17 protein-coding genes are annotated in these 20986 nt (G+C 74.0%); 4 read left to right on the plus strand and 13 right to left on the minus strand.

The features are described 5' to 3' along the window. Positions 1-484: 484 nt before the first annotated feature. The 10 genes from ABTY20_RS23305 to ABTY20_RS23350 form a co-directional block, all read right to left on the minus strand. On the minus strand, positions 485-2173 hold the full coding sequence (locus tag ABTY20_RS23305; protein ID WP_351998960.1) for a thiopeptide-type bacteriocin biosynthesis protein: 1689 nt from the start codon (positions 2171-2173) through the stop codon (positions 485-487). A gap of 45 nt (positions 2174-2218) precedes the next feature. Further along, on the minus strand, positions 2219-4141 hold the full coding sequence (locus ABTY20_RS23310) for a TOMM precursor leader peptide-binding protein (RefSeq protein WP_351998961.1): 1923 nt from the start codon (positions 4139-4141) through the stop codon (positions 2219-2221). Then, complete coding sequence (locus ABTY20_RS23315) at positions 4138-5871, minus strand: hypothetical protein (RefSeq protein WP_351998962.1); 1734 nt, start codon at positions 5869-5871, stop codon at positions 4138-4140. The genes ABTY20_RS23310 and ABTY20_RS23315 overlap by 4 nt, the downstream gene beginning before the upstream one ends. Continuing rightward, the gene (locus ABTY20_RS23320) at positions 5868-7028 is read right to left on the minus strand and encodes a lantibiotic dehydratase C-terminal domain-containing protein (RefSeq protein ID WP_351998963.1); all 1161 of its coding nucleotides are present in this window, start codon (positions 7026-7028) and stop codon (positions 5868-5870) included. The genes ABTY20_RS23315 and ABTY20_RS23320 overlap by 4 nt, the downstream gene beginning before the upstream one ends. Next, positions 7025-9712, minus strand: coding sequence for a lantibiotic dehydratase (locus ABTY20_RS23325; protein WP_351998964.1), 2688 nt, complete (start codon positions 9710-9712; stop codon positions 7025-7027). The genes ABTY20_RS23320 and ABTY20_RS23325 overlap by 4 nt, the downstream gene beginning before the upstream one ends. A 153-nt stretch (positions 9713-9865) precedes the next feature. Then, positions 9866-10045: a thiazolylpeptide-type bacteriocin gene (locus tag ABTY20_RS23330; RefSeq protein WP_351998965.1), complete on the minus strand. Its 180-nt coding sequence runs from the start codon at positions 10043-10045 to the stop codon at positions 9866-9868. A 53-nt stretch (positions 10046-10098) separates the two neighbouring features. Beyond that, the gene (locus ABTY20_RS23335) at positions 10099-10296 is read right to left on the minus strand and encodes a thiazolylpeptide-type bacteriocin (protein ID WP_351998966.1); all 198 of its coding nucleotides are present in this window, start codon (positions 10294-10296) and stop codon (positions 10099-10101) included. A 569-nt stretch (positions 10297-10865) separates the two neighbouring features. After that, on the minus strand, positions 10866-12119 hold the full coding sequence (locus ABTY20_RS23340) for a GNAT family N-acetyltransferase (RefSeq protein WP_351998967.1): 1254 nt from the start codon (positions 12117-12119) through the stop codon (positions 10866-10868). Between the two features lie 553 nt (positions 12120-12672). Beyond that, positions 12673-13398, minus strand: coding sequence for a dienelactone hydrolase family protein (locus ABTY20_RS23345; RefSeq protein ID WP_351998968.1), 726 nt, complete (start codon positions 13396-13398; stop codon positions 12673-12675). Between the two features lie 395 nt (positions 13399-13793). Then, the gene (locus tag ABTY20_RS23350) at positions 13794-14933 is read right to left on the minus strand and encodes a PucR family transcriptional regulator (RefSeq protein ID WP_351998969.1); all 1140 of its coding nucleotides are present in this window, start codon (positions 14931-14933) and stop codon (positions 13794-13796) included. Positions 14934-15020: 87 nt separating this feature from the next. Here ABTY20_RS23350 and ABTY20_RS23355 point away from each other — a divergent pair, with 87 nt between their 5' ends. Together ABTY20_RS23355 and ABTY20_RS23360 are read left to right on the plus strand one after the other, a co-directional pair. Next, on the plus strand, positions 15021-16076 hold the full coding sequence (locus tag ABTY20_RS23355; RefSeq protein ID WP_351998970.1) for a ferredoxin reductase: 1056 nt from the start codon (positions 15021-15023) through the stop codon (positions 16074-16076). A 7-nt stretch (positions 16077-16083) separates the two neighbouring features. Continuing rightward, positions 16084-17202, plus strand: coding sequence for a fatty acid desaturase family protein (locus ABTY20_RS23360; RefSeq protein WP_351998971.1), 1119 nt, complete (start codon positions 16084-16086; stop codon positions 17200-17202). 263 nt (positions 17203-17465) lie between these two features. On the opposite strand, the gene ABTY20_RS23365 is transcribed toward ABTY20_RS23360, so the two are convergent. Next, the gene (locus ABTY20_RS23365) at positions 17466-18062 is read right to left on the minus strand and encodes a dihydrofolate reductase family protein (protein ID WP_351998972.1); all 597 of its coding nucleotides are present in this window, start codon (positions 18060-18062) and stop codon (positions 17466-17468) included. A 304-nt stretch (positions 18063-18366) separates the two neighbouring features. Beyond that, positions 18367-18642 carry a hypothetical protein gene (locus tag ABTY20_RS23370; protein WP_351998973.1) on the minus strand — a complete coding sequence of 92 codons (276 nt, stop codon included), beginning with the start codon at positions 18640-18642 and terminating at the stop codon, positions 18367-18369. 266 nt (positions 18643-18908) lie between these two features. Between ABTY20_RS23370 and ABTY20_RS23375 the strand changes: the two genes are divergently transcribed. Continuing rightward, positions 18909-19718 carry a helix-turn-helix domain-containing protein gene (locus ABTY20_RS23375; RefSeq protein ID WP_351998974.1) on the plus strand — a complete coding sequence of 270 codons (810 nt, stop codon included), beginning with the start codon at positions 18909-18911 and terminating at the stop codon, positions 19716-19718. A gap of 63 nt (positions 19719-19781) precedes the next feature. Here the strand turns inward: ABTY20_RS23375 and ABTY20_RS23380 are convergent, their stop codons facing one another. Then, positions 19782-19985 carry a hypothetical protein gene (locus tag ABTY20_RS23380; RefSeq protein WP_351998975.1) on the minus strand — a complete coding sequence of 68 codons (204 nt, stop codon included), beginning with the start codon at positions 19983-19985 and terminating at the stop codon, positions 19782-19784. Between the two features lie 500 nt (positions 19986-20485). Here ABTY20_RS23380 and ABTY20_RS23385 point away from each other — a divergent pair, with 500 nt between their 5' ends. Continuing rightward, positions 20486-20956: a hemerythrin domain-containing protein gene (locus tag ABTY20_RS23385; RefSeq protein ID WP_351998976.1), complete on the plus strand. Its 471-nt coding sequence runs from the start codon at positions 20486-20488 to the stop codon at positions 20954-20956. Positions 20957-20986: the final 30 nt, after the last annotated feature.

The following is a 20986-nucleotide window of genomic DNA, read 5'->3' on the forward strand; positions in this document are numbered from 1 at the left end:
TTGGTGCGTGCAGATGCAAGGCGGAGGAGGGCGCCAACGCGGAGCGTTGGCAACTGACGACAACGCGGCAGATGCGCGTGCCAAGCCCCGCGACGGCGACATGATCCAAACGAGAGGCCCTAGTCCGGCCGCGCCCGTGATCGACCGGATACACATCCTTCCCCTGGCTACCACCATGGTCAGGATCGTGGCCGGGCATCGCGCGGACCGCCCACGACCACCGGCTGCGGCCCGGACCGTCCAGCAGGCGGCCGCGGTCCGACGGCCCCGCCGCGTGCGTCGGGCAGCCGGAACGCGGGATCGCCGAGCCCGATCGGATCCCCGTCGGACCCGGAGCGGTGCACTGGCCGACTCCGCCGCCGGCGGGCCCTGCACGGCTGGACCTCGACGACGACCGCGCCGCCCCCCGGTCGGTCCGCCCCGGCCGCCGCCGGCGTGCCGCTCGACCGGTGACGGCGTCCGCCGGCCACCGTGGGCCGTGCCGTCAGCCGTCCGTGCGGCGCCCGAGCGGCAGCAGGTACTGGAGCGGCTGGTCCAGGTCGTCCAGGCCCAGCAGTTCGTGCGCCAGGTCGTCGTGGAAGCCGCCGAGCGGTGTGCCCGCGAGCCCCAGGGCCGCGGCGGTCAGCAGCAGCGTCTGCGCCAGGTGCCCCGTCTCCAGCAGCCCGAGGCGCAGCGCCCGCAGGCCGTAGCGCCGGCGCAGCAGGCCCAGCTCCACGTACAGGCCGGCGACGACCGGCGCGCCGTCGACGCCGACCCGGTCCGGGTCCTCCTCGGGACGGGAGAAATAGGTCGACAGCGCCTCGACTTCGGCCTTCCCTGGCGCCGGACCCACCCGGCGCAGCGTCCGGTGCTCCGGCACGCAGTCGTACGTCGCCGCCGGGAGCCCCGCCACGTCGAGGACGAGCAGCCGCACCCGTGCGGTGTGGAGGGCGCCCGCGCTCGGGTAGGGACGGTGGGTGTAGATCCGGTCCGAGCCGTCCGGGAACCGTCTCCGGGTCCGGCTGCTCTCCGCCAGCGCGTTCCACAGCAACGCGCCGAGCGTGCCGGCGTCCAGCGGCCCGCCGATCTCGCCGCGCGCGGACGACCGTGCCGCCAGCGCAGCGGACAACGACACCTCGGGCAGCGGGTCCGCCGGCAGCGGCGTCTCGAGGCCGTCGGTCCGGACCGCCGCGTCGGGGGGAGCCTGGCGCAGGGCGGAGTCCTCGTTGCGGCCGATCCGGATCTGACTCCTCTCCAGGTACTGCCAGTCGGGCGCACGGTGCCCCTGCGGGAAGTACGACACCGGCTCGTCCGTGTCCAGCAGCGTGCGGGCGGCGAGCCGGCACACCGCGCGCTCCTCGTCCGGGGAGACGCCGATCCGGTTGAGGAGCATGTGCAGCTGCGACGCCCACACCCACCGCAGCACCGCGTCCACGTCGGCGGGCGCGGACTCCGTCCGGGCTCGTAGCGTCCCGTCCGCCGCGCGGACCCGGTCCGCCCACTCCACCAGCCAGGGCTCCCCGGCTCCGCCCTCCGCCAGTCCCTCCCACAGGGACGTCGCCCGGCGTCCCAGCGCGGAACGCTGCGCCGCGTAAACGGAGTTGGTCCGCATGTGCACGGCCGCGGCCGGGAGCAGGGGCACCTCGGTGACCCAGCGCCAACCCGCCGCGTGGCCCCGCAGCCACTTCGCCGCCGCGACCCGGTCCATGCCCAGGGCGTACGCCGTGGCGTGTGCCAGGTCGGCCGCGAGGACCAGCCGGCCCGACCCGCCGGCCGACTGCCGCCGGAGCGCGCGCAGCGCCGCCACGGCCACCCGGGAGGAGACCGCGAAGACGTCCTCGGCCGTGGGCAGCGCCCGCGGTCCGCCGTAGCGGCGCGTTTCGGGGACGTACTCCACCGCGCGGACCTCACCGTGGTGCGAGGGCCACGGGCCGCCCACGGACGGCACCGCCTTGGCGGTCCGGGCCAGCGTGGACGGCAGCTCCGCCGCGGCCGAGGGAGTCAGCCCCGCGACCCGGATCCGCAGGTGCGGTCCGCCTTCCCCGTACCGGATGAAGAACCACTTCGCGGCCTGCCCCGACCCCACCAGTCCGTCCAGCAGCCCGGCCACCTGCTCGGTGAGGAAAGCGTCGGTGTCTTCCCTGTCCGAGTGCAGGAAGAGGTGGTAGCTGTGCCAGGTGCCGGTCGTCGTCATGGAGTTCCTCGTTCGTCCAGGGGTCGGGGTCGGGAAGGAGCGGGGTCAGGGGAAGGGGTGGGGGTGGATCGCGAGGTCGTCCGGGCGCAGCGGCCGGTCCGTGCGGCCCAGCCGGTACGGCGTCCGCAGCAGGCGCGGCAGGCCCCGGGTGCGGTGGTTGACGTGGCCGAACGTCATGGGCAGCGAGCCCGGTACGACGACCTTGGCGCAGTGCAGGCCGAACCGGTCCCTCAGCCCCGGCTCCGTCTGGTCGACGGCGATGACCTCCAGGTCCTCGCCGGCCAGTCGCCGTACGGTCGCGTCGAGCAGCACGCCGAGGTCCGCCACCGGCTCCGGCGCACCGGGCCAGGCCTCGGCGACGGAGCGGGTCGGAGTGTCGGCGAAGAGGAACGCCAGCCGCGGGGCCGCCTCGGCCAGGGAGTTCACCCCCACGTGGTCGTCCAGGGTCACCACGAGTTCCGGGTCCTCGAGCATCGGGAGCAGCCGCGCCGGGTCCCGCAGTCCGTTCCCGGGACCGAAGCGGTGTGCGGACTCCAGGACGTTGGTCACCACCTCCGCCACCGCCGAGCGGATCGCGACGCGCGGGTCGTGGTGGGCTCCGGCGGCCAGCAGCATCCTCGGAGCTGCGGGGTGGGAGCCCTCGTACCGGCAGACCGCGACGACCGCCGGGACGCCGAAGTCGTTCGTGGCGTCGAGGAGCACGAGGCGGTAGCCGGCCAGCTCCGCGCGGTCGGCCAGCAGGGCCGTCTCCAGGTCCTCGGGCGGCGGTTCCACGCGGGCGAGCGGGGTGGAGGCGTACCAGGCCATCAGGAACGCGTCCCGCTCCGCGACTTCGAACAGCCCGTAGAGCACCGCTTCCTCCGGGCTGTTGCCCAGCCCGCAGCCGTTGGAGGACTCGTACACCACGCGCGGCCGGTCGCCCGGCACGTCCCAGTACGCCACGTGCTCGGGCACGGCTACGGTCCGGCGCCGGGTCAGGGACCAGCCGTGGACCCAGTCCAGTTCCAGGCCGGGGTCGTACGGGACGGTCCGCGAGGCGGGATGGCCCTGGTAGGCGGGGTCGGGCAGCCCCAGGCGCACGGGATCCACGGCCCGGTCCGGTCCGAGTTCACCGAAGGACGCCCGCAGTCGGGTCCGCCGGCCGGTCGGCCGCATGCCCGCGAACCGCTCGACGCTCTCGAAGAGCGCCACCCGCTCGCTGGTGCGGAAGTCGCCGGCCCGCCCGTACCCGCCGTCGTCCACCGCCCGTCCGTCCGTGACGAACGCCGTCGTCAGGCAGAAGGCGGAGTCCTCGCTGCGGAACAGCCGGCGCACCGGGCCGAACCGCTCGTCGTGCAGCGCCGCGCGCAACTCCGCGACCCCGGTACGGGGGTTGGCGCCACGGAGCACCGTGGGGTCGGGCAGCGGGCGGGGGCCCGACGGCACCGGTACGACGTCGGCGGCCGAGTCGTCCGGCAGCGGCCGGCAGACCGCGCAGCCGCCGACCGGACGGACCCGGTGGGTGGACCAGGTGGCGCGGCCGTGGTGGACGAGGTGCACCGTGGCGGTGGCGTCCGCGCCCGGCCGTGGTCCCGGCGAATCGCCGTCGGCCGCCTCCAGCAGTTCGAGGGCGAGTGCGCCGGTCGCCCCGCCCAGCGCGGCCGAGGGAGCCCCCGCCAGGGCCAGGGCCGGACTGTGCCACGGCACCCGCCCGCCCGTCGTGGCCAGCCGCTGGTATTCGACGCAGGACAGACAGGCGACGGCGCCCGGACGCAGGACCGGCCCCACGACGGCCAGGGCTCCGTCGAACCGCACCGGGACGAGGCGTACGGGGTGGGTCAGCGCGTGGCGGCTGAGCCGTTCGGCGAGCTCCAGCGTCCACCGGGGCAGCAGGACGACCGCCGGACCCGCCGTCGCGGCGAGCGCGGCCCCGGCGTCGAGCACCGGCACGGGCAGCGGGCCGAGGACCGGACGTCCGGCGTGACTCACCGGCCCTCCCCCCGGCCGTACAGCACCGAGAAGCCGAACGCGCGCAGTCGCGCGACGAGCGCAGGGGCGGCGTCGCCGGACTCCCGGACGCGCAGCCCGGTCAGCCGGCGCAGCACGGTCTGCAGTGCGGCCTCCCGGAGTGCGAGGTCCGCCAGCCAGCCGTTGGTCCAGCCCCTGTCCTCCCATGGGGCCGTCCGGGCGTCCGCCGTGGCCAGTGCCGCCACCGCGCCGTTCGCCCGGCAGAGGTGCCCGACGACGAGCCCCTGGGCGGCCGAGTCGGCCGCGGCGGCGGCCGACAGGGCGGCGAACGCCGCCGCGTCGCCCGGCGTCGCCTCCACCGCGTCGCCGAGGACGGGCCCGTGGGCGGCCGGATCCGTTCCGCCGCGCACGACGGCCAGGTACGCCTCCTCGTCGGCGAGACGCCGCACCTCGAGTCGGGCGGGCGTGCCGAGGCGCCCGGTGAGGGCCGTCCACCAGTGGCCGGCCTGCGGATGCTCCCGCCAGTGCGCCTCGGGCAGTACCGCGCCCGCGGCCGGGAAGGCTTCCACCGCGGCCTCGCGCAGGGCGCGGCCCAGGGCGTGCGCCGGATCCGCGCCCACCGACGCGCGCCCGACGCCGGGCCCCGTCAACCGCAGCTCCGCGGCCCGGCAGAACGCCTCCAGACGGGCCAGGTCCAGGCGCGCCGCGCCGGCCAGCACGGTGCCCTCCGGCAGTTCGCACGAGGCGAGTGGTACCGGCGACTGACGCAGGGATCCCGGCGCCGGGCCCGGCAGGACCCCGACGCGTTCGTCGGTGAGGGCCGTCACCCGTCCCAGCGCCTCGGCGAGCGTCCGGGCCGGCTCCAGGCGGGTGCGGCGGTCGGCGTCGATCAGGCCGGGCCCCAGCCAGCTGCGGTAGTCGGCCCGCAGGGGCCGGGCGTCGGCCACGAGGACCGCGGGCAGCCCGGGCACCAGTCGCGGGTCGTCCCCCTCGCTCGCCGGGTCCGGCAGCCCGCCGGCCGCGCACAGCAGCCGCTGCGCCGCCGAGCCGCCGAGCAGCGCGACGAACGCGGCCGGACCGGCTTCGGCGGACTCCGACGGCCGGTGCGCGGCGAGCGCGGCCGCGTCCGAGGAGACCTGCTCCGAGCTGCCGGGGGCCGTGACGTATCCCCGACCGCCCCGGGCCCCGACGGCCACGGCCCGCCGGCCGCCTCCGGCTTCGCGCAGCAGGACCACGTCCTCGGGCAGCGCCGGGTCCACGGCGTGCGACCAGGCCGCCCCGGCGTCCGACAGCGCGCGCGAGACGGCCTCCGCCAGCGGGCCGCCCGGAGCGCCGGACGCGACCTCCACGCGGACCGCCGTCAGCGCGGCGGCGGTGTCGGCGGGCCGCCCCGCCGTCGCCGCGACCCAGTCGGGGGCGCGTCCGGTCGGTGCCGACACCACCAGGTCGTGGGCCCGCAGACGCTCGACGAGGGTGTCCAGCGCCTCGCGCACCCGGGTGCCGGGCGCGGCCCTGCGGTCCAGCTCCGCCGCGTCACCCGTGCGCAGGGGCTCCTCCAGCAGACGCCACAGGGCGGGCAGCGCCGTGCTGCCCTCGAGGGTGACGCTGCCGCGCCGTCCGCGCAGGTGCAGGCCGGCCCGCAGCGGTGTGACGGCCACGTCGGGGCGCAGTCGCGGAAGGGGCGGCTCCGTCGTGTCGCCGGCGGCCCGGGCGTTCGCCGGAAGGGTTCCGGGCGCCGAGGGGGCGGTCATGCCCCGCGCTCCCTCGCGTCGACGGCCGCCGCCATCTCGGCGCGCCAGTCGCACCCGGTCAGGCGGGGCACCGCGCGGATGACGAGATGGGCGGCGAGGTAGCGTTCCAGCGGCGTGACGTCGCAGATCGCGAGGAGCCGGTACAGGGCGTTGGTGCAGGCCCGGTAGATCAGGTAGTCGGGGCGGCTCCACATCGTCCCCTCGGGGTCGGAGCGCCGCAGCAGCCGGTGGAACTCGCTGTAGCGGGTCCGCAGGTCCCGGCTCCACCGTTCCGTCGTCTCCGCGTCCCCGGTCGCCGCCGCGCGCTCCCGGTACTGGAGCGGATCGCCGTGCAGGTCGGCTCCCGCGTCGTGGCGGTCCTGCGCCAGCCGCCAAGCGACGGCCGACCAGTGGGCCCAGTCGCGCTCCCACCCGCGTGCCGCGCCCCCGGCGATCCGGCCGACCAGCGCGGTCACCGTGTCGCCCGCGCTCTCCCAGCGCCGGTCGAAGCCTTCCCGCAGCCGGCCGTGGGGGTCGTCATGGACGAGGAAGTCCTCCAAGTGGGACACGTACGACCAGTGGCCGCCCGCGAGCCCGCCGGGGTGGGCGGCCGCGTGCGCGGCGAGCGCCGTGACGGCGAGCTGCACCCGCGCCTGCGCGCCGTCGCCGTGCTCGCCGAGGAACCCGGCGCCCGTCCGGAGCGCCTCCAGCCCGCCGCTCAGCAGGTCGTCGCGGAGCGCCGCGCCGTCGTCCCCGAGCAGGCGCCGCAGCGGAGCGAGGTCGACCGGTTCGAGGCGCACCGTGTTGTCCGGCACGATCGGGTCGTAGGGCGGCGCGACCAGCTCGGCGCGCCCGTTGCGGGCTGCCTGCTCCAGCAGTTCGGCGTCGGTGAGGCCGCACCGCGAGGGGTGGGCGCCGACCCAGTCGTGCAACGCCTGCACCGCGTGCCCGGCGGCCGGCCCGAGCCGTGCCGGGGCGCCCCGAAGGCGCAGCCGCACGTGCGGGCCGTGCAGCCAGTGCCGTTCGACGTGGGCGGCCAGGCCCCGGTCCCGGCACTCCGCCGTGAGCGGCAGCACCGCCTCCCGCAGCAGCCGTGCCTTGACCGGCTGGTGGTAGTACGCCACCACGTCGAGCACCTCGTCGGTGCCGCCGTCCGCCGGGAGCGGGGTGGACGTCATCGCGGCCTCCCCGCCCGGTACGTCTCCGTGACGAGCTCCACCGCACGGGTCGGCACGGCGGATCCGCCCGGCGCGGGCAGCGCCTCCTCGAGGACCGCGCCGCCGCGGTGGCGGGAGAGCCACTTGGCCAGGCAGCGCAGGTGGAGCGGATTGCCCAGGTCGACGAACTGGGGCTTGGGGCGGCGCAGGTGCGCCAGGAAGTCCTCGGTCACCCGGCCGGTGGGGGCGGTGGGCGCGGGGTGCAGGAAGACCTGGTCGGGCAGGCCGAGCAGGGCGCGCCAGCGCGCCACGGGCTCCACCGGGGTCCCGGGGGCCGCCGTCAGCTCGGCGTGCAGGGCCCCCACCACTCCGGCCGGCAGGCTCCACCGGCGGCGGTGCAGGACGACGTGCCGGTGGCGCAGCCGGGGGGCGAGGACCACCTCGCCCCCCGGGGCGTCCACGGAGTGCCGGGGCGGCAGCGACCGGAAGTCCACCACGCCGTGCGGGTGGTCGGACAGCAGTGCCGCGATGCGCCGCGGCAGCATGAGCGGGGCGAGGAAGCCGGGGTAGAGCACGTCGAGCGGTTCGCCGGTGGCCGTGACCCGGAACCGCACCTGGTCGCCGGCCTCGTCGTGGAAGAGTTCCACGTCCGCCTCGGCCAGCGAGGTCCAGCGGCGGTCGGGCCCGATGTCGTCCTCGACGAGCAGTGGGTGCAGATTGGCGTTGAACCCTCCGACCGGTCGCATCTGCGCGGCGCGCGCGCCCGGTCCGAGGCCGCGGCGCAGCTGCGCGGCCACCTCCTCGGCCGCACCGGGGTCGAGCGCGTCGAGGAATCTGCTGGTGAACCGGCCCCAGCCGCCGTACACGCGGTTCACGCAGAGCAGCCCGCCGTCCGGGTCCCGCTGGAGGAAGTACGCGTAGCTCAGGGGGCGTTCGACGGCCCAGCGCGGCAGCCGCTCGCCCAGTCCCTTGACGGCGTCGGCCGGCAGCAGGACCTCCGTGCCGTCCGGCGGTCCGGCCGCGGCGGTGCGCACGGCGTCGGTCAGTTCGGCGCGCAGGGCCATGAGCGCCCCGACGCCGGTGGGGAACCCGGCCGGATCCTCCCGGCCCGGGGCGGTGACGCGGGCGGCCCGCTCCCAGGCCTCCTCCACCTCGGCGCCGAACTCCCAGGGGTGCGGGCAGTTCCCGCCCGCGCCGTACCGCTCCACGAACCGGTCGCGGACGGCCCGCCGCATCACGTGGGCGAGGTCGAACAGCTCGGCCAGTGCCGTGACTTCGCCCAGGGCCTCGTGGTCGGCCCCGTCGAGGAATCCGTCGAGCGGCACCGGCCGCGGGGCCACGACGTCCTCGGAGAGGACGTTCAGCGGCGCCGAGCCCGTCGGGACGGGCCGTCCGGCGTCGGCGAGCAGCCGGGTCCAGCCGTCGGCGAGCCCGGCGAGGAGGGCCGGGCGCCGCGGCGCGGGTGCGGAGGCGAACGCCGAGGTCTCACGGGACAGTTCCGCCAGCCGGTCCGCGAGGCGGCCGGCCGCCTCGGGGCCCTGCCCGCCGACGCCGGGGAGCGTGCGGAGCCACGCGGCCAGCCGGCCCGCCGGGTCCGGGTCCTGCGGCGGGACCGGATCGGTGGGCACCAGCAGGCCCGCCTGCCGGAGGCGTTCGAGGAAGGCCAGCGCCGCCGCACGGTTCGTGTCGGGCGTCCCGGGCAGGGCGGAGGCGAGCAGCTCCGCCATCTCGTCGAGCGGAGCGGGAGCCCCGGCGTACGGGGCGAGGAGCCGCAGGGACCCGTTGAAGGCCACTTCCGCCGCGTCCTCGTCGGTGACGAGGTAGCGGCCACCGGCGAAGACGACCCGGTCGCGGGCGTACGTCGCGCGTCCCTCAAAGACGCGCGCGGTGCTGGTGACGCGGTGCGGAAGCCCGGCGCCGTGGCGCGGGTCGGCCAGCAGGGCTCCGACGAGGGCGGTGGTCAGGGTGCGGTTGACCTTCACCGACGCGTGCAGAGGGCCGTCCAGGAGGAGTTGTTCGCCCCACGACCGCACGCGCGGGCGGCCGGGGCTCGGTGGGGCCGGCCGGCCCCAGCCGACGGCCGTGAACCACGAGAGGGGACTGGTCTTGGTGCCGGCCCGCAGGGCGTGGCGCAGCACCGTGGGCTCCTCCTTGCGGGCTTTGCGGTCGTCGGCCCGGCGGCCGGCGCGTTCGACCGCGCGCAGCAGGTCGCCGCTGGTGAGCGCGACGGCCCGGGCGAGCGCGGGTTCCCGGCACAGGGCGGCGAGGGCCGCCCGCTCGGCCGCGAGTGCCGGTTCGGCGGCGCCGCTCAGCTCGGTCACCAGGGCTCGGCGACGGTCGCGCAGCGCCAGCCAGGACGCGAGCCGGGGGACCCGCCGCGGAAGGTCGTCCAGGCGGTCCAGCACGGCGGGCCGCGGCTCGCGCCCGTTGTGCAGCGCGCGGCGCAGCGGCAGGACGACGTCACGGTGGTACTGCTCCCCGTGGCCGGACCGGCTGGCGTACAGGTCGTCGCAGAGCGGCTCGCGGAGCGCGCGCAGCGCGACTTCGAGCGAGGTGAGGCGGGCGAGGGCGGCACGGAACGCCGCCGTGGCCGGAGACTGCGCGGGGCAGGTCAGCACGGTGGCGCGTACCAGGGCGTAGGGCGCCGAGTCGACGAGGTAACCGTCGTGTCCGGGTGGTGTGTCGGCGCTCGCGGTGTGCGGCATGGGCTGTCCCGTCCCTTCGTGCCCGTGGTCCCCGTGGTGCGGCACCGTCGCGGGCCGGCCACCGGGTGGCCGGCCCGCGACGCACGTCGGCCGGTCAGGTGCTCCCGTGGTGTGTCACGGGTCGCGCGGCCGACGACTCGGTGTGACCGGGACCTACAGCGGTACGGGCAGCTGCGGCTGCGCGCACGAGGACGAGCTGCAGGAACAGGAACTGGCACCGTTGGAGGCGCCGCCCTCGGGCAGCGCGACGGTGTCGCGCATGGAGGTCACGGTGAGGTCCCCGAGGTCGAGGTCCGCGAGGTCGAGGTCCGGGGTGACGCTGGTGTCGGACATCGGTTTCTCCCTTCTGACGTTGCGGTCCGGTGTGTCGTGGGTGCGGGTGCGGATCAGCCGGCGTCGACGACGCCGGTCTCCAGCTGGGGCTCGGGCTGGGCGCAGGACGACGAGCCCTGGCAGGAACAGGACCCCCAGGACGCCCCGCCCTCGGGCAGCGCGACGGTGTCGCGCATGGCCGTGACGGTGAGGTCGCTGAGGTCCAGGTCGAGGTCCTGGAGGTCCGGGGCGGTGCGCGCGAGGTCGGACATGGGAACTCCTCCGTGCGAGAAAGCGAAACCGAAAGTGCGTTGAATGGACCCAACGGGGCCTTGCGGTCCGTCGGTAATGCATTGCACGGCGGAAAGGCGGCGCAAGCGCCGCCTTGAACCGTCTTTATCGATCGTTTTTCGCGGTCCGACTATAGGGCCCGCGTCGGCCCGCACATGAGTCTTCCGTCGTCTCCGGCGCAGATTTGGCCGATATACGCCGCTGGCGCACGCCTTCGGTACGGAATTCGTTGCGGGCGGGTCCGCGGGACACATGAAGGGGAGGGAAATCCTCCGGAAAAGGCGGACGGACAACCCTCTTTCCGTGGGTCGTCCATGGCCTGCGCCGGGTGCGGTGCGCCCTGTTCCGCTTTCTTGCTCCGGGCGGCGGTTTCGTCGGCTCCCTCCGGCTCCGGACGTCCACGGCGGTCCGGCCCCGCGGGGCAGGGGTGCTCGACCTGGACGCCCCGTCACCACCGCGGGCGGGACAAGGGCGTTCCTCTTGCCGTCCCGGACCTGGGCAACGACAGCACCGCGGTGGCCGTCTGCGGGAGCGGCGTCCGAGGGACTGTTCAGTAGAGCGGGAAGGCCCAGCCGCCCGGGTACCAGGGTTCGCGTTCGCCGCGGAAGGCCGCCGAGGCCCGGGAGAGCACACCGCCCCGCAGTTCCTCGACGAGGCCGGCGGCCGCGAGGGCCGTCAGCGAGGTGCCGCCGAGGAAGGCCGCCCCGAGTTCCGCCGCCGTCAGCCGCAGGTCGGCCGGAGCGGTCGTGGGCTCGCAGAGGACGTTCCCCGCTTCCGCCTGCAGCCGGTGGCGCCCGCTGTTCCACGGGCAGAAGTCGTCCCGCACATCCAGCACCAGGTCCAGCGGAAGACTGTACCTCCGGCCGGTCAAGGCCCTGTCCACGTCGGCCAGTCGCAGCCACAGGCGGTCCACCGGCGCGGCCCGGACCGCCCGGGGCTCGAGGAGCAGGTGGGGCAAGGGCTCGTCCACGGCCCCCTCGTAGTCGATCCAGGTCACCAGGTCGATACCGGCGAGGAAGCGCCACAGCGCCGCATACGCCCGGCGCGAGCACGCCGCCAGCTCCACCACCTCCACCACCCCGGCACTGCCGCCGGACCCGTCCGGCACGGAGCCGTGCCGGTAGAGCGCGTAGCCGGTGGCACGTCCGTCGCGTTCCCGGTGCACCGCGCCCCGGAGCGAGGTCGCGCCGCCGCGCCGGTGCGGATGGTCGGCCAGGCGCACCGCCCAGTGGGCCGCCTGCCGGTCGGGCCAGCCGACCGTAGTGGCGCGGACCCGGTCGTAGATCTCCTCGAGGAGGGGGCGGGCCTGGACGGGGTGCTGCAGCCGGACGGTCCCGTCGCCGAAATCGGTGTCCGGGCGGAACCGCATGGCACGCCGGTCGCACCGCATGCGATGACCGACGGTCGCGGGGCCATAGCCGTACCGTCCGTAGATGCCGGCCTCGGAGGGACGGAGCGCGGCGACCGGCTCCCGTCGCTGCTCGTGCAGGTCGGTCAGCTGGGCGCGCATCATCGAGGTGAGGATGCCGCGACGACGATGCGTCGGGGCCACGCCCACCGAGGCGATCCCCGCCACGGGCAGGACGCCGCCGGGCACGGTCAGCATCCGGCTGTAGACGGAGGCCCCGGCAACCGGCTCGCCCTCGTCGAACACGGCCAGGGTGCGGGCGAGATCCGTCGCGGCTCGCTGATCGGCCAGCTCCTCCTCCGACCGGTCCAGGCCGTAGGTGTCGGCGATCATGCGCGCCCAGGGCACGAACTCCTGCTCGGTGACACAGCGAAGCTGGAACTGCGAAGTGGTCATCGGACATGTGTACAGCACATCTGACGGAGCTGATGATCCGGCCCACCTGCAGCCGGTACGCCCTCGGCGCCGCCCGCGCTCCCGCACGGTTCGATGCGTCCCCGGCGCCCTCCGCCTCCGGCACCGACGAGCCCCTGCTGTCCGTTCCCACGGGCAAAGCCATGTCGGCGTCCGCTGTCGGCCGGACACGGCTCTCCGCGCCTTGGACCGAGTCCGCGCGCGACCGACCGCCGCCGAATGCCCCAGGCGACGCCACCGAGGGCTTCGTCCTGCAACGGCGCCGCCCGGCAAGGCGGTGCGGGCGGTGACGCGTTGCGGCTTCGTCGCTCGGGACGACCGGCCGGACAGCGTCCGCAGCAACACCTTCGATCCGCTGCGCCGGTGGCGCCGGCCTCGTGTTGTCCAGGTCGAGTGGGACCGGGCGGTCCTCGCGAGGGGCCCGGGCGGCAGGCCGATCCCGCCGGCCGCCGACCGCGTCGAGGGGGGCGGCCACCGGAGCCGGTGGCGGCCGGCGGGCCGGGTCCGCGGCCCGGAACCGCGGTTGCCGACCAGGTCACTCCGTGACGGGCAGGCACTCGGCGAGCAGGTCGACGACGTCGTGCCAGGCTCGCTGCGCGTGCCGTGGGTGGTGGCCGACGCCGGGGACCACGGGATGGTCGACCGGCGGGTGGTGGAAGGCGTGCAAGGCGCCGCCGTAGACCACGAGGCGCCAGTCCACGCCCGCGGCCTGCAGCTCGGCGGTGAACGCGTTCCGTTGCGCGGGCGGCATGATCGGGTCCTCCGACCCGACCCCGGCCCACACCGGGCAGCGAATGCGCGCCGCCTCGCCCGGTCGGCCCGTGGTCAGCGCGTTGACTGTCCCGATCGCACGCAGGTTGACGCCGGCGCGCCCGAGTTCCAGCCCGACGGCGCCCCCGGTGCCGTAGCCGACGGCGGCGATCCGGTCGGGGTCGGTCCGCGGCTCGGCGCGCAACACGTCGAGCGCCGCATGGCCGATGCCCCGCATCCGGTCGGGGTCGGCGAGCAGCGGCATGCAACGGGCCAGCATCTCCTCGGGGTCACTCACATAGCGCCCGCCGTGAAGGTCGAAGGCCAGCGCTACGTATCCCAGCTCGGCGAGAGCATCGGCCCGGCGGCGCTCGACGTCGCTGAGCCCCATGCCCTCCGGCCCGAGCAGCACCGCGGGCCGGCGATCGACTCCGGCCGGGAGTGCGAGGTACCCGATCATCGTCAGACCGTCGGCCGGGTACGCGACCGTGCGCGTTGTGATCGTCGTCATGCGACTGGACCGTAGTGATCGTCGAGTCCGGTCGGGCCGCCGCTCTGCCGCCGGCAGAACGGCGCGGGTGTTCCCCTGGAACGCGGCGGTGGCCCGCGGTCCGCCACAAACCCCGTTCCCGTGACAGCGGTTTCGGATCGCCTGCCCTGGCACGGTGCCGGAGGTGGGCCTGCCGGTCCTTGCGCCGGGGCACGCTCCGCGCCGGACGAGCGGCCATCGGATGCGCCTTCGGTCGCCACAAGGCGCACCCCCACACAGAAATCGCCGGTCACGGCTCTGGCAGCTCGGACGTGTCGCCGTGATGGAGCACGTGCGGGACCGCCTTCCTCGCGCACGGAGGGGTGCCGAATCGTGATCGTCCTCCCGGTCCGGAAAAGAGAACGAGGCAGTACGCGTCAGCTGCCCCGAAGGCCGACCGCCAGCGTCAGCTCAAGGACCCGGTGTGGCGATGCGAGATCCGGGAACAGCTCCCGCAGCTGCGACATCCGGTACCGGACCGTCTGGGGGTGGACGAACAACTCCGCCGCCACCTCCTCCCGCCTGCCCTGGTGCAGCAGCCACGCCCGCAACGTCTCCTCCAGCCGTCGTGCGGTCGCGACGGGCAAGGTCCGCAGCGGTGCGAGGGCTCGGGCACGCAGGTCCGCGAACGCGTCCACGTCGGCGCTCAGCACCAGCTCGGGCAGGTGGTCCTCGGTGTCGCGGATATCAGGGGAGAGGGAGCGCGCGCGTACGGCTCGTGCGTACGAGGCGGACACACGAGTCCATGCCCGGGCCGGGCCGACCACGGCGGTGCGGCCGGTCAGTTGCCGCAAGAGGTGTGACCGGTCGGCATCAGGGACGAGCAGCACACCGGTGGCGTCCGGCAGATCGTCGAGGACGAGGGTGTTCGGGTCGAGCGCGCGGTAGGCGGGCCGGGCCTGGTCGGCGGGCAGCAGGACCGCGGTCAGCGAAGCCGGAGGCTGCCATCCGGCCCGTTGAACAGAGGCCAGCAGCACGTCCGGGCTCGCGCCGGAGAGGAGGTCGCGGGCCAGGTGTTCCAGGTGGCGCTCGTGCTCCCTGCCCCGGGCGGCCAGTTCGTCGGCATGGCCCGCGGCGCTCGCGGCGGAGAGCTCGTCGATGTAGGCGAAGGTCAGCTCGGCGAACTTGGCGACCTCGGTGGCGGGCAGACCTGTGGACACGGCACCCGCTGCCAGGCATCGCCAGGCCACGCGGGCGCCGACGCGGTAGGCGCTGAGCAGGGCGTCCATCGAACGGCCGTCGCGCACCTCGCCGCGGCCCAGCTCGTAGGCTGCGTCACCGCCGTCGCCGCCCGTGGCGTTCCCGCTCGCGAGGTCCAGGTAGTGCCCCAGGGCGGTGCGGACGGCTCGGCGGATGGTGGCGCCCATGTGGCCCGAAAGGGCGTTGGCGTAGGGAGGGACCTCGTCGATGATCGCCTGGACGACCTCGTCGGCGGTGGTCTTCAGCGCGGCCCGAAGGGCGGTGACCGTCGTCTCGTCCAGGGCCAGTTCGCTGGCCCTCCGGATTGCATGACTCACGTTTTTGTTCCCTGCGAACAATTCAGTCGACCAGATTTACGTCCTGCGGTCAGGACTTTACGCCTTGAGGCGCAGCAAGCTGGAGTCATGACGAGTGCAGCCCTGCGCAGCAGGGCGTGGAAACTGCTGGAGATGGTCACGACGCCGCTGCTGCCGTCGGACTACCTGGACCTGGTCAGCCCGCTGCGTGCGGGCGCTGACCTGCGTGGGCGCATCGAGGCCGTGCACCGCGAGACGGATGACGCCGCGACCGTCGTGATCAGACCGGGACGGGGCTGGCGCGGCCACACGGCCGGTCAGTACGTGCGGATCGGGGTCGACGTCGACGGGGTGCGCCTGTGGCGTGCCTACTCCATCACCTCGCCGACGAACCGTCAGGACGGCCGCGTCACGATCACCGTGAAGGCGATCCCGGACGGCAAGGTCAGCAACCACCTGGTCCGCAAGGCGAAACCGGGCACTCTGATCCAGCTCGACCAGGCGACCGGTGACTTCGTGCTGCCGCGGGCCAAGCCCGCCAAGGTGCTCTACCTGACAGCCGGCAGCGGCATCACGCCCGTCATGGGCATGCTGCGCGACACCGGGTTCGACGACGTCGTCATGGTCCACTGCGCGCCACGGCCGCAAGACGTGATCTTCCGTGACGAACTGCACGCCCTGGTCGCGGACAAGAAGCTGCGGCTCACCGAGGTGCACACCGCCACGGACGGCATGCTCGACGTCGCCCGTCTCGACGAACTCGTGCCCGACTGGGCCGAGCGCGAGACCTGGGCCTGCGGGCCCGCAGGCCTGCTCGACGCCGCCGAAGAGCACTGGAGCGAGCACGGCGTCCAGGAGCGCCTGCACACCGAACGCTTCCGCCCCGGCATCGTCGTCGCCGGCGACGGCGGCGAGGTCACGTTCAGCACCACCGGCAAGACCGTCGACGCGGACGGCGCCACGCCGTTGCTGGACATCGGCGAGGAGGCCGGCGTGCTCATGCCCTCCGGGTGCCGCATGGGCATCTGCTTCGGCTGCATCACTCCGCTCAAGGCGGGCGCCGTCCGCGACCTGCGCACCGGCGAGATCACCGAGGCCGAGCCGGGCGTCCTCATCCAGACCTGCGTGTCCGCCGCGGCGGGCCCCTGCGACATCGAACGGTAGGAGCACCTTGACCGCCATCGACCCCACCGCCCACCTGACCGCGGAGCAGATCGAGGAGCTCGGCCGCGAGCTGGACGCGATCCGCGACGAGGTGATCGCCGACCGCGGCGAGAAGGACGCCGCCTACATCCGTAGGGTCATCTCGGCGCAGCGCAAGCTGGAGCTGGTCAGCCGGGGCGTGCTGCTGTTCTCGTTCTTCCCGCCCGCGTGGATCATCGGCACCGCCGGTCTGTCCGTGGCGAAGATCATGGACAACATGGAGATCGGCCACAACGTCCTGCACGGCCAGTGGGACTGGATGCGGGACCCTAAGATCCACTCCACCACCTGGGAGTGGGACCACGTCTCGCCCTCCGACCAGTGGAAGCACTCGCACAACGAGCTGCACCACACGTACACCAACGTGATCGGCAAGGACAACGACCTCGGCTACGGCATCATGCGCGTCGACGAGGACCAGAAGTGGCACCCGTTCCACCTCGGCCAGCCGCTGTGGAACTTCATCAACGCCTGCTTCTTCGAGTACGGAATCGCAGCGTACGACCTGGAGCTCGGCAAGAACCTGCACAAGCGCCGCCGCAAGGACCCGGAGTTCCGCGCGCGGGCCAGGGCCGTGGGCCGCAAGATCCGCAAGCAGGTGCTCAAGGACTACGTGGTCCACCCGCTGCTGTCGGGCCCGTCGTTCCTCACCACGCTCGCCGCGACGTTCACCGCGAACCTGGTCCGCAACCTCTGGTCCCACTCGGTGATCATGTGCGGGCACTTCCCCGAGGGTGTGCAGGTCTTCGAGCGCCGGTCGATCGAGGGCGAGACGCGCGGCCAGTGGTACCTGCGCCAGATGATGGGCTCGGCGAACATCAGCGGCAGCAAGGCCATGCACTTCATGACCGGCAACCTGTCGCACCAGATCGAGCACCACCTGTTCCCGGACCTGCCGAGCAACCGGTACGCCGAGGTCGCGGTGAAGGTGCGCGCGCTGTTCGAGAAGTACGAGCTGGAGTACGTCGCAGGGCCGCTGCCCAAGCAGGTGTTCTCCGCGTGGCGCAAGGTCTTCCGGCTCTCGCTGCCGAACAGGAAGCCCAGGGTCGAGACGCCGGACCGCGAGCAGGAGCTCGTCGCGGCCTGATTCCCGGTACGGGTTCAGCTCTTTCGGCCGAACCCGGCGGCACCGCCGGGTTCGGTGGAATCCGTTGTCGCACGGCTTCCCCGCCAGATCGTCCTCCGCCCGCGAGCGACGTACGAGGCGGTTCGACGGACCCGGGTCCCGCCCTGCCCACTTCGGGCCGCAGCCGCTCACGGCCGTGGCATGCGGCCATGACGGCGGCGTCTGAGCGACTCCCTGAGCGCATCCGCGCCCGGCTTCGCACAAACGCCTTCCGCCCGGAACGCTCAGCTGCTGACGCGCGTGTAGGTGAGGAACACCGCGCCGCCCTTGAGGACCGTGTGGTCCGCGAGTGTCCAGGTGCGCGGGTCGAAGGCGGCCTTGCGGGAGAACAACGGGATCCCGTCGCCGATGGTCAGCGGGCCGACTTTGAGAATCAGCGTGTCGATCTCGGTGTACAGGGAGCCCGCGAGCTCGGCGCCGCCAAGGAGCCAGATGTCCTTGCCGTCCTGCCGCTTGAGCTCCCGCACGGTCGCCACCGGGTCGTCGGCGACCAATTCGACTGCCGGGTCCGGGCTCTCGGTCAAGGTCCGGGAGAAGACCAGGTGACGCAGGTGGGGGTAGGCGTCGGGGATACCGGCCGCAAGACCGATCTCGTAGCTGCGCCGTCCCTCCAGCACGGTGTCGAAGTGCGTGCCCTCCGCTGTGACGGACAGTGCCTGCCGGGCCTGGACAGGCAACGTCTCCGGGTACTCGGCCACGAGGTGCTGTATGTAGTCCTCCGACAGGGGCCAGAAGCCGTTCGGGCCGGTGGGATCCGCCCCGTCCGGGCCCGCGATGAAGCCATCGAGGGTGGTGGCGATGTAGTGGACGAGTCTGCGCATGCCGGGTCCCTTCCGTCGGTCGTGTTGTCGCGGCGCGGCCCGAGGCAGCCGGTCGGTCCACCGGGACAAGCCGCTGGGTGATCATTGCACCCCGGTCGACGGCGCGAGCACTGTACTGCCGGATCCCGGGAGATGCGTCCGCAGGTCTGTCGGCCGGCCAGGCGGACGGATCACCTGACGGGTGGATCACCTGACGGTGGTCTGCCGGAGGCCACGGGCAGGCGGTGGACGGCACGGGGGCGGCCCGGGCCGTCGGTGGCCTCCTGCGGCATGAGCGGAGGAGGCCACCGACAACGTCACGTGCTCAGCGGTTGGTCCACAGGTTCCAGAAGAAGGTGCCCTCGGCGCACTGGTAGCGGTCCCAGTGCCCGCGGTCGATGCCCTGCTGACCGGCGGTCTGGCACCCGCCCAGGGTCACGTACTTGCCGCGGTGGACGTCGAGGCCGTCGGCCGCCTGGACGGCCGACACCTGGTGGGAGGCCGCGTCGGGCGCGGCGACGGCCGGCGCCGCCGCGCCCACGCCGCCGAGTCCGACGGCGGCGAGGGCTGCGAAGGCGGACAGTGCGATGCGTACACGCATGATGAAGATCCTTCCGGTAGAGGGGTCGAGCGGTCCGTGCGGCGTCCGCCGACACGGCCACGAGTACCGGCGCGCTCACCCTCGGGGGTGATCCGCTCAGCCGGTATGCCGAGTTTGCGCAGAAAACGGCACCCCTACAACCAGATCCCGGTTGCTTCACCGATGTCGGGATAAATACATTCCTGACCTGCCGGGACGTGCTTGTCCCGGGACACGGGACAGCCGGCCGGGACACGGTCGCCCCTCTTCGCGGAAAGGCCCGATCGATGACCGGTCCACAACCGGACCCCCGCGCGGCAGCACGCAAGCTGGGGGACGCCCTGCGCGGCCTGCAGCAGCAGTCGGGGCGCACCCTGCGCAGCCTGGAGGCCCAGGTCCGCATCAGCGACTCGTCCCTCTCCCGCTACCTCCGCGGCGAGACCGTGCCCGCCTGGCCCGTGGTGCGGGACCTGTGCCGGGCACTGGGCGCCGACCCCGCCGCCTACCGCGCCCTGTGGGAAGCGGCCGACCCCATCCGCCACGAGGCGCCGGCCGTCGCCGTCACCCCCGGCGACAGCGACAGCGAGAAGACTGCCGGGGCCTCGCCCCCGCTCCGACGGCTCCGGCTGCTCGGGCCGTGGTCCCGCCGCCGGATCATCGTCACGGCCGCCGCTCTCCTCGTGGCCGGCGGGCTGGTGGCGGGCCTGCTGCTCCTGCTTCTCCCACAGAACGAGCCCGGCGCCACGCCCGCGCAGGGTGCCGCGGCCGGTACGGCCGGCAGCGCCGGCGTCCTCGTCCACAACGTCGAGAAGCCATGTCAGAAACCCCGCACAAGCACCTGCGCGCTGTCCCTGGCCCACAACCCCTACCGCCCCTACAACACCACCAACTCCGCGGGCCGCGTCTGGCACCGCGACCTCCTTCAGGCTCACTGCACCATCGCCAACGGCGTCACCGTCACCGACGAGAACCACAAGCACACCAGCATCTGGCTCCAGGTCACACACCACGGACAACGCCTCTGGCTACCCGGGATCCGCGTCCACCCCGACCACCTCACCCAACTCACCACCGTCCTGCCCCTCTGCACGCCCTGAAGGACACCGACCGCCCGGTCACCGTGCGGCGCGCCGGACGCAGGAAGCGGCTCAGCGTGTTGATCAGGCCGCGTCGGGCTTCCTGTGCCGCCGACCGCTTGCGCGGGCCGGGTCTGCCGCTTGCCCGCCGCCGGGGATCAGGCGCAGGTGTCGGCGGCGGGCGTGACGGGGCGGCTGGGCGGTGCGGTTGAGCCATTCCTCGACGCGGCTCGTGGTGTACAGCAGTACTGCCATGGCCGGCAGCAGCAGGCACGCGGTCAGGATCACCGGTTCCCCCTTCCCGGAAGGCGACCTGTGAGCGGGTGCCCCGGCCGGGTCCGGCGATGGCGTGCGGGTGTGAAGGTGTTGCGCCCGTTGCTTGTTCACGCCTGCACGGGAACGACCCGCGAGTGCCCGGGCCTTCGCGGTCGACGACGCAGGAGGTTCTCCGCGGCAGACCGCCCCTTCCTCATCCCGCGGTCGAGTCGGTGCTCGCCGGCGCGGGGAAGAGGACGCCTACGGGACTGGTGCCTGTCCGCTCCCGAACCGGGCGGGCGGAAAAGCCCGGGGGACGGTCACTGCCGGAGCAGCGGAAGTGGCACGGTCCGCGGTTCACCACGGTGCTCATTCAGGTCGGGCCCACTCGGCGGGGGGACGGCGGTGGTGTCGACGGCGGTGGACACGGTAGTGTGCGGGAAGCGTCGCGTGCTGGTGGCAGACCGTGCCAGGCATGGAGGCGCCGGATCGAAGGAGGTCGACGATGCACTCGTCGCACCCTTCGCTCTCGCGTGACTGAGCGCGAGACGACCAGGCTCGTCGCCTGGAGCCAAGAGATCCGCCGGGTGCACGGCCGACTGCGCGAAGCGCTGTCCGTGACCCGCGCATCCCTCGCCGACGGCACCCCCGGTGAGGCGGCCACCCGTGAACTGCTGTTGTACTGTCACGGCTTCTGCACGGCTCTCGACGACCACCACCGGGGCGAAGACCGCACCCTGTTCCCGGCCATCGCAGCCGCCCACCCGAAGCTGCGCCCGGTGTTGCGCTCGCTCGAGCAGGACCACTCGATGATCGCCCACCTGCTGGGCAGCCTGCGCGACGCTGTCGACCGGGCCGCACCGCCCGAGGAACTCGACCAGCACCTCGAGGGCGTTGCCGCGATCATGGAGAACCACTTCCGCTACGAGGAGCGGCAACTGCTCACCGTGCTCGAGACCCTGGAGTTGGCAGCCGCACCGGAGGAGGCGCTGGGCCCGCTGTGACCCTCCACCGGACAGGAGGCGGCGGAGGCG

It is taken from the genome of Streptomyces sp. NPDC126497, from assembly GCF_040302425.1.
GTDB lineage: Bacteria > Actinomycetota > Actinomycetes > Streptomycetales > Streptomycetaceae > Streptomyces.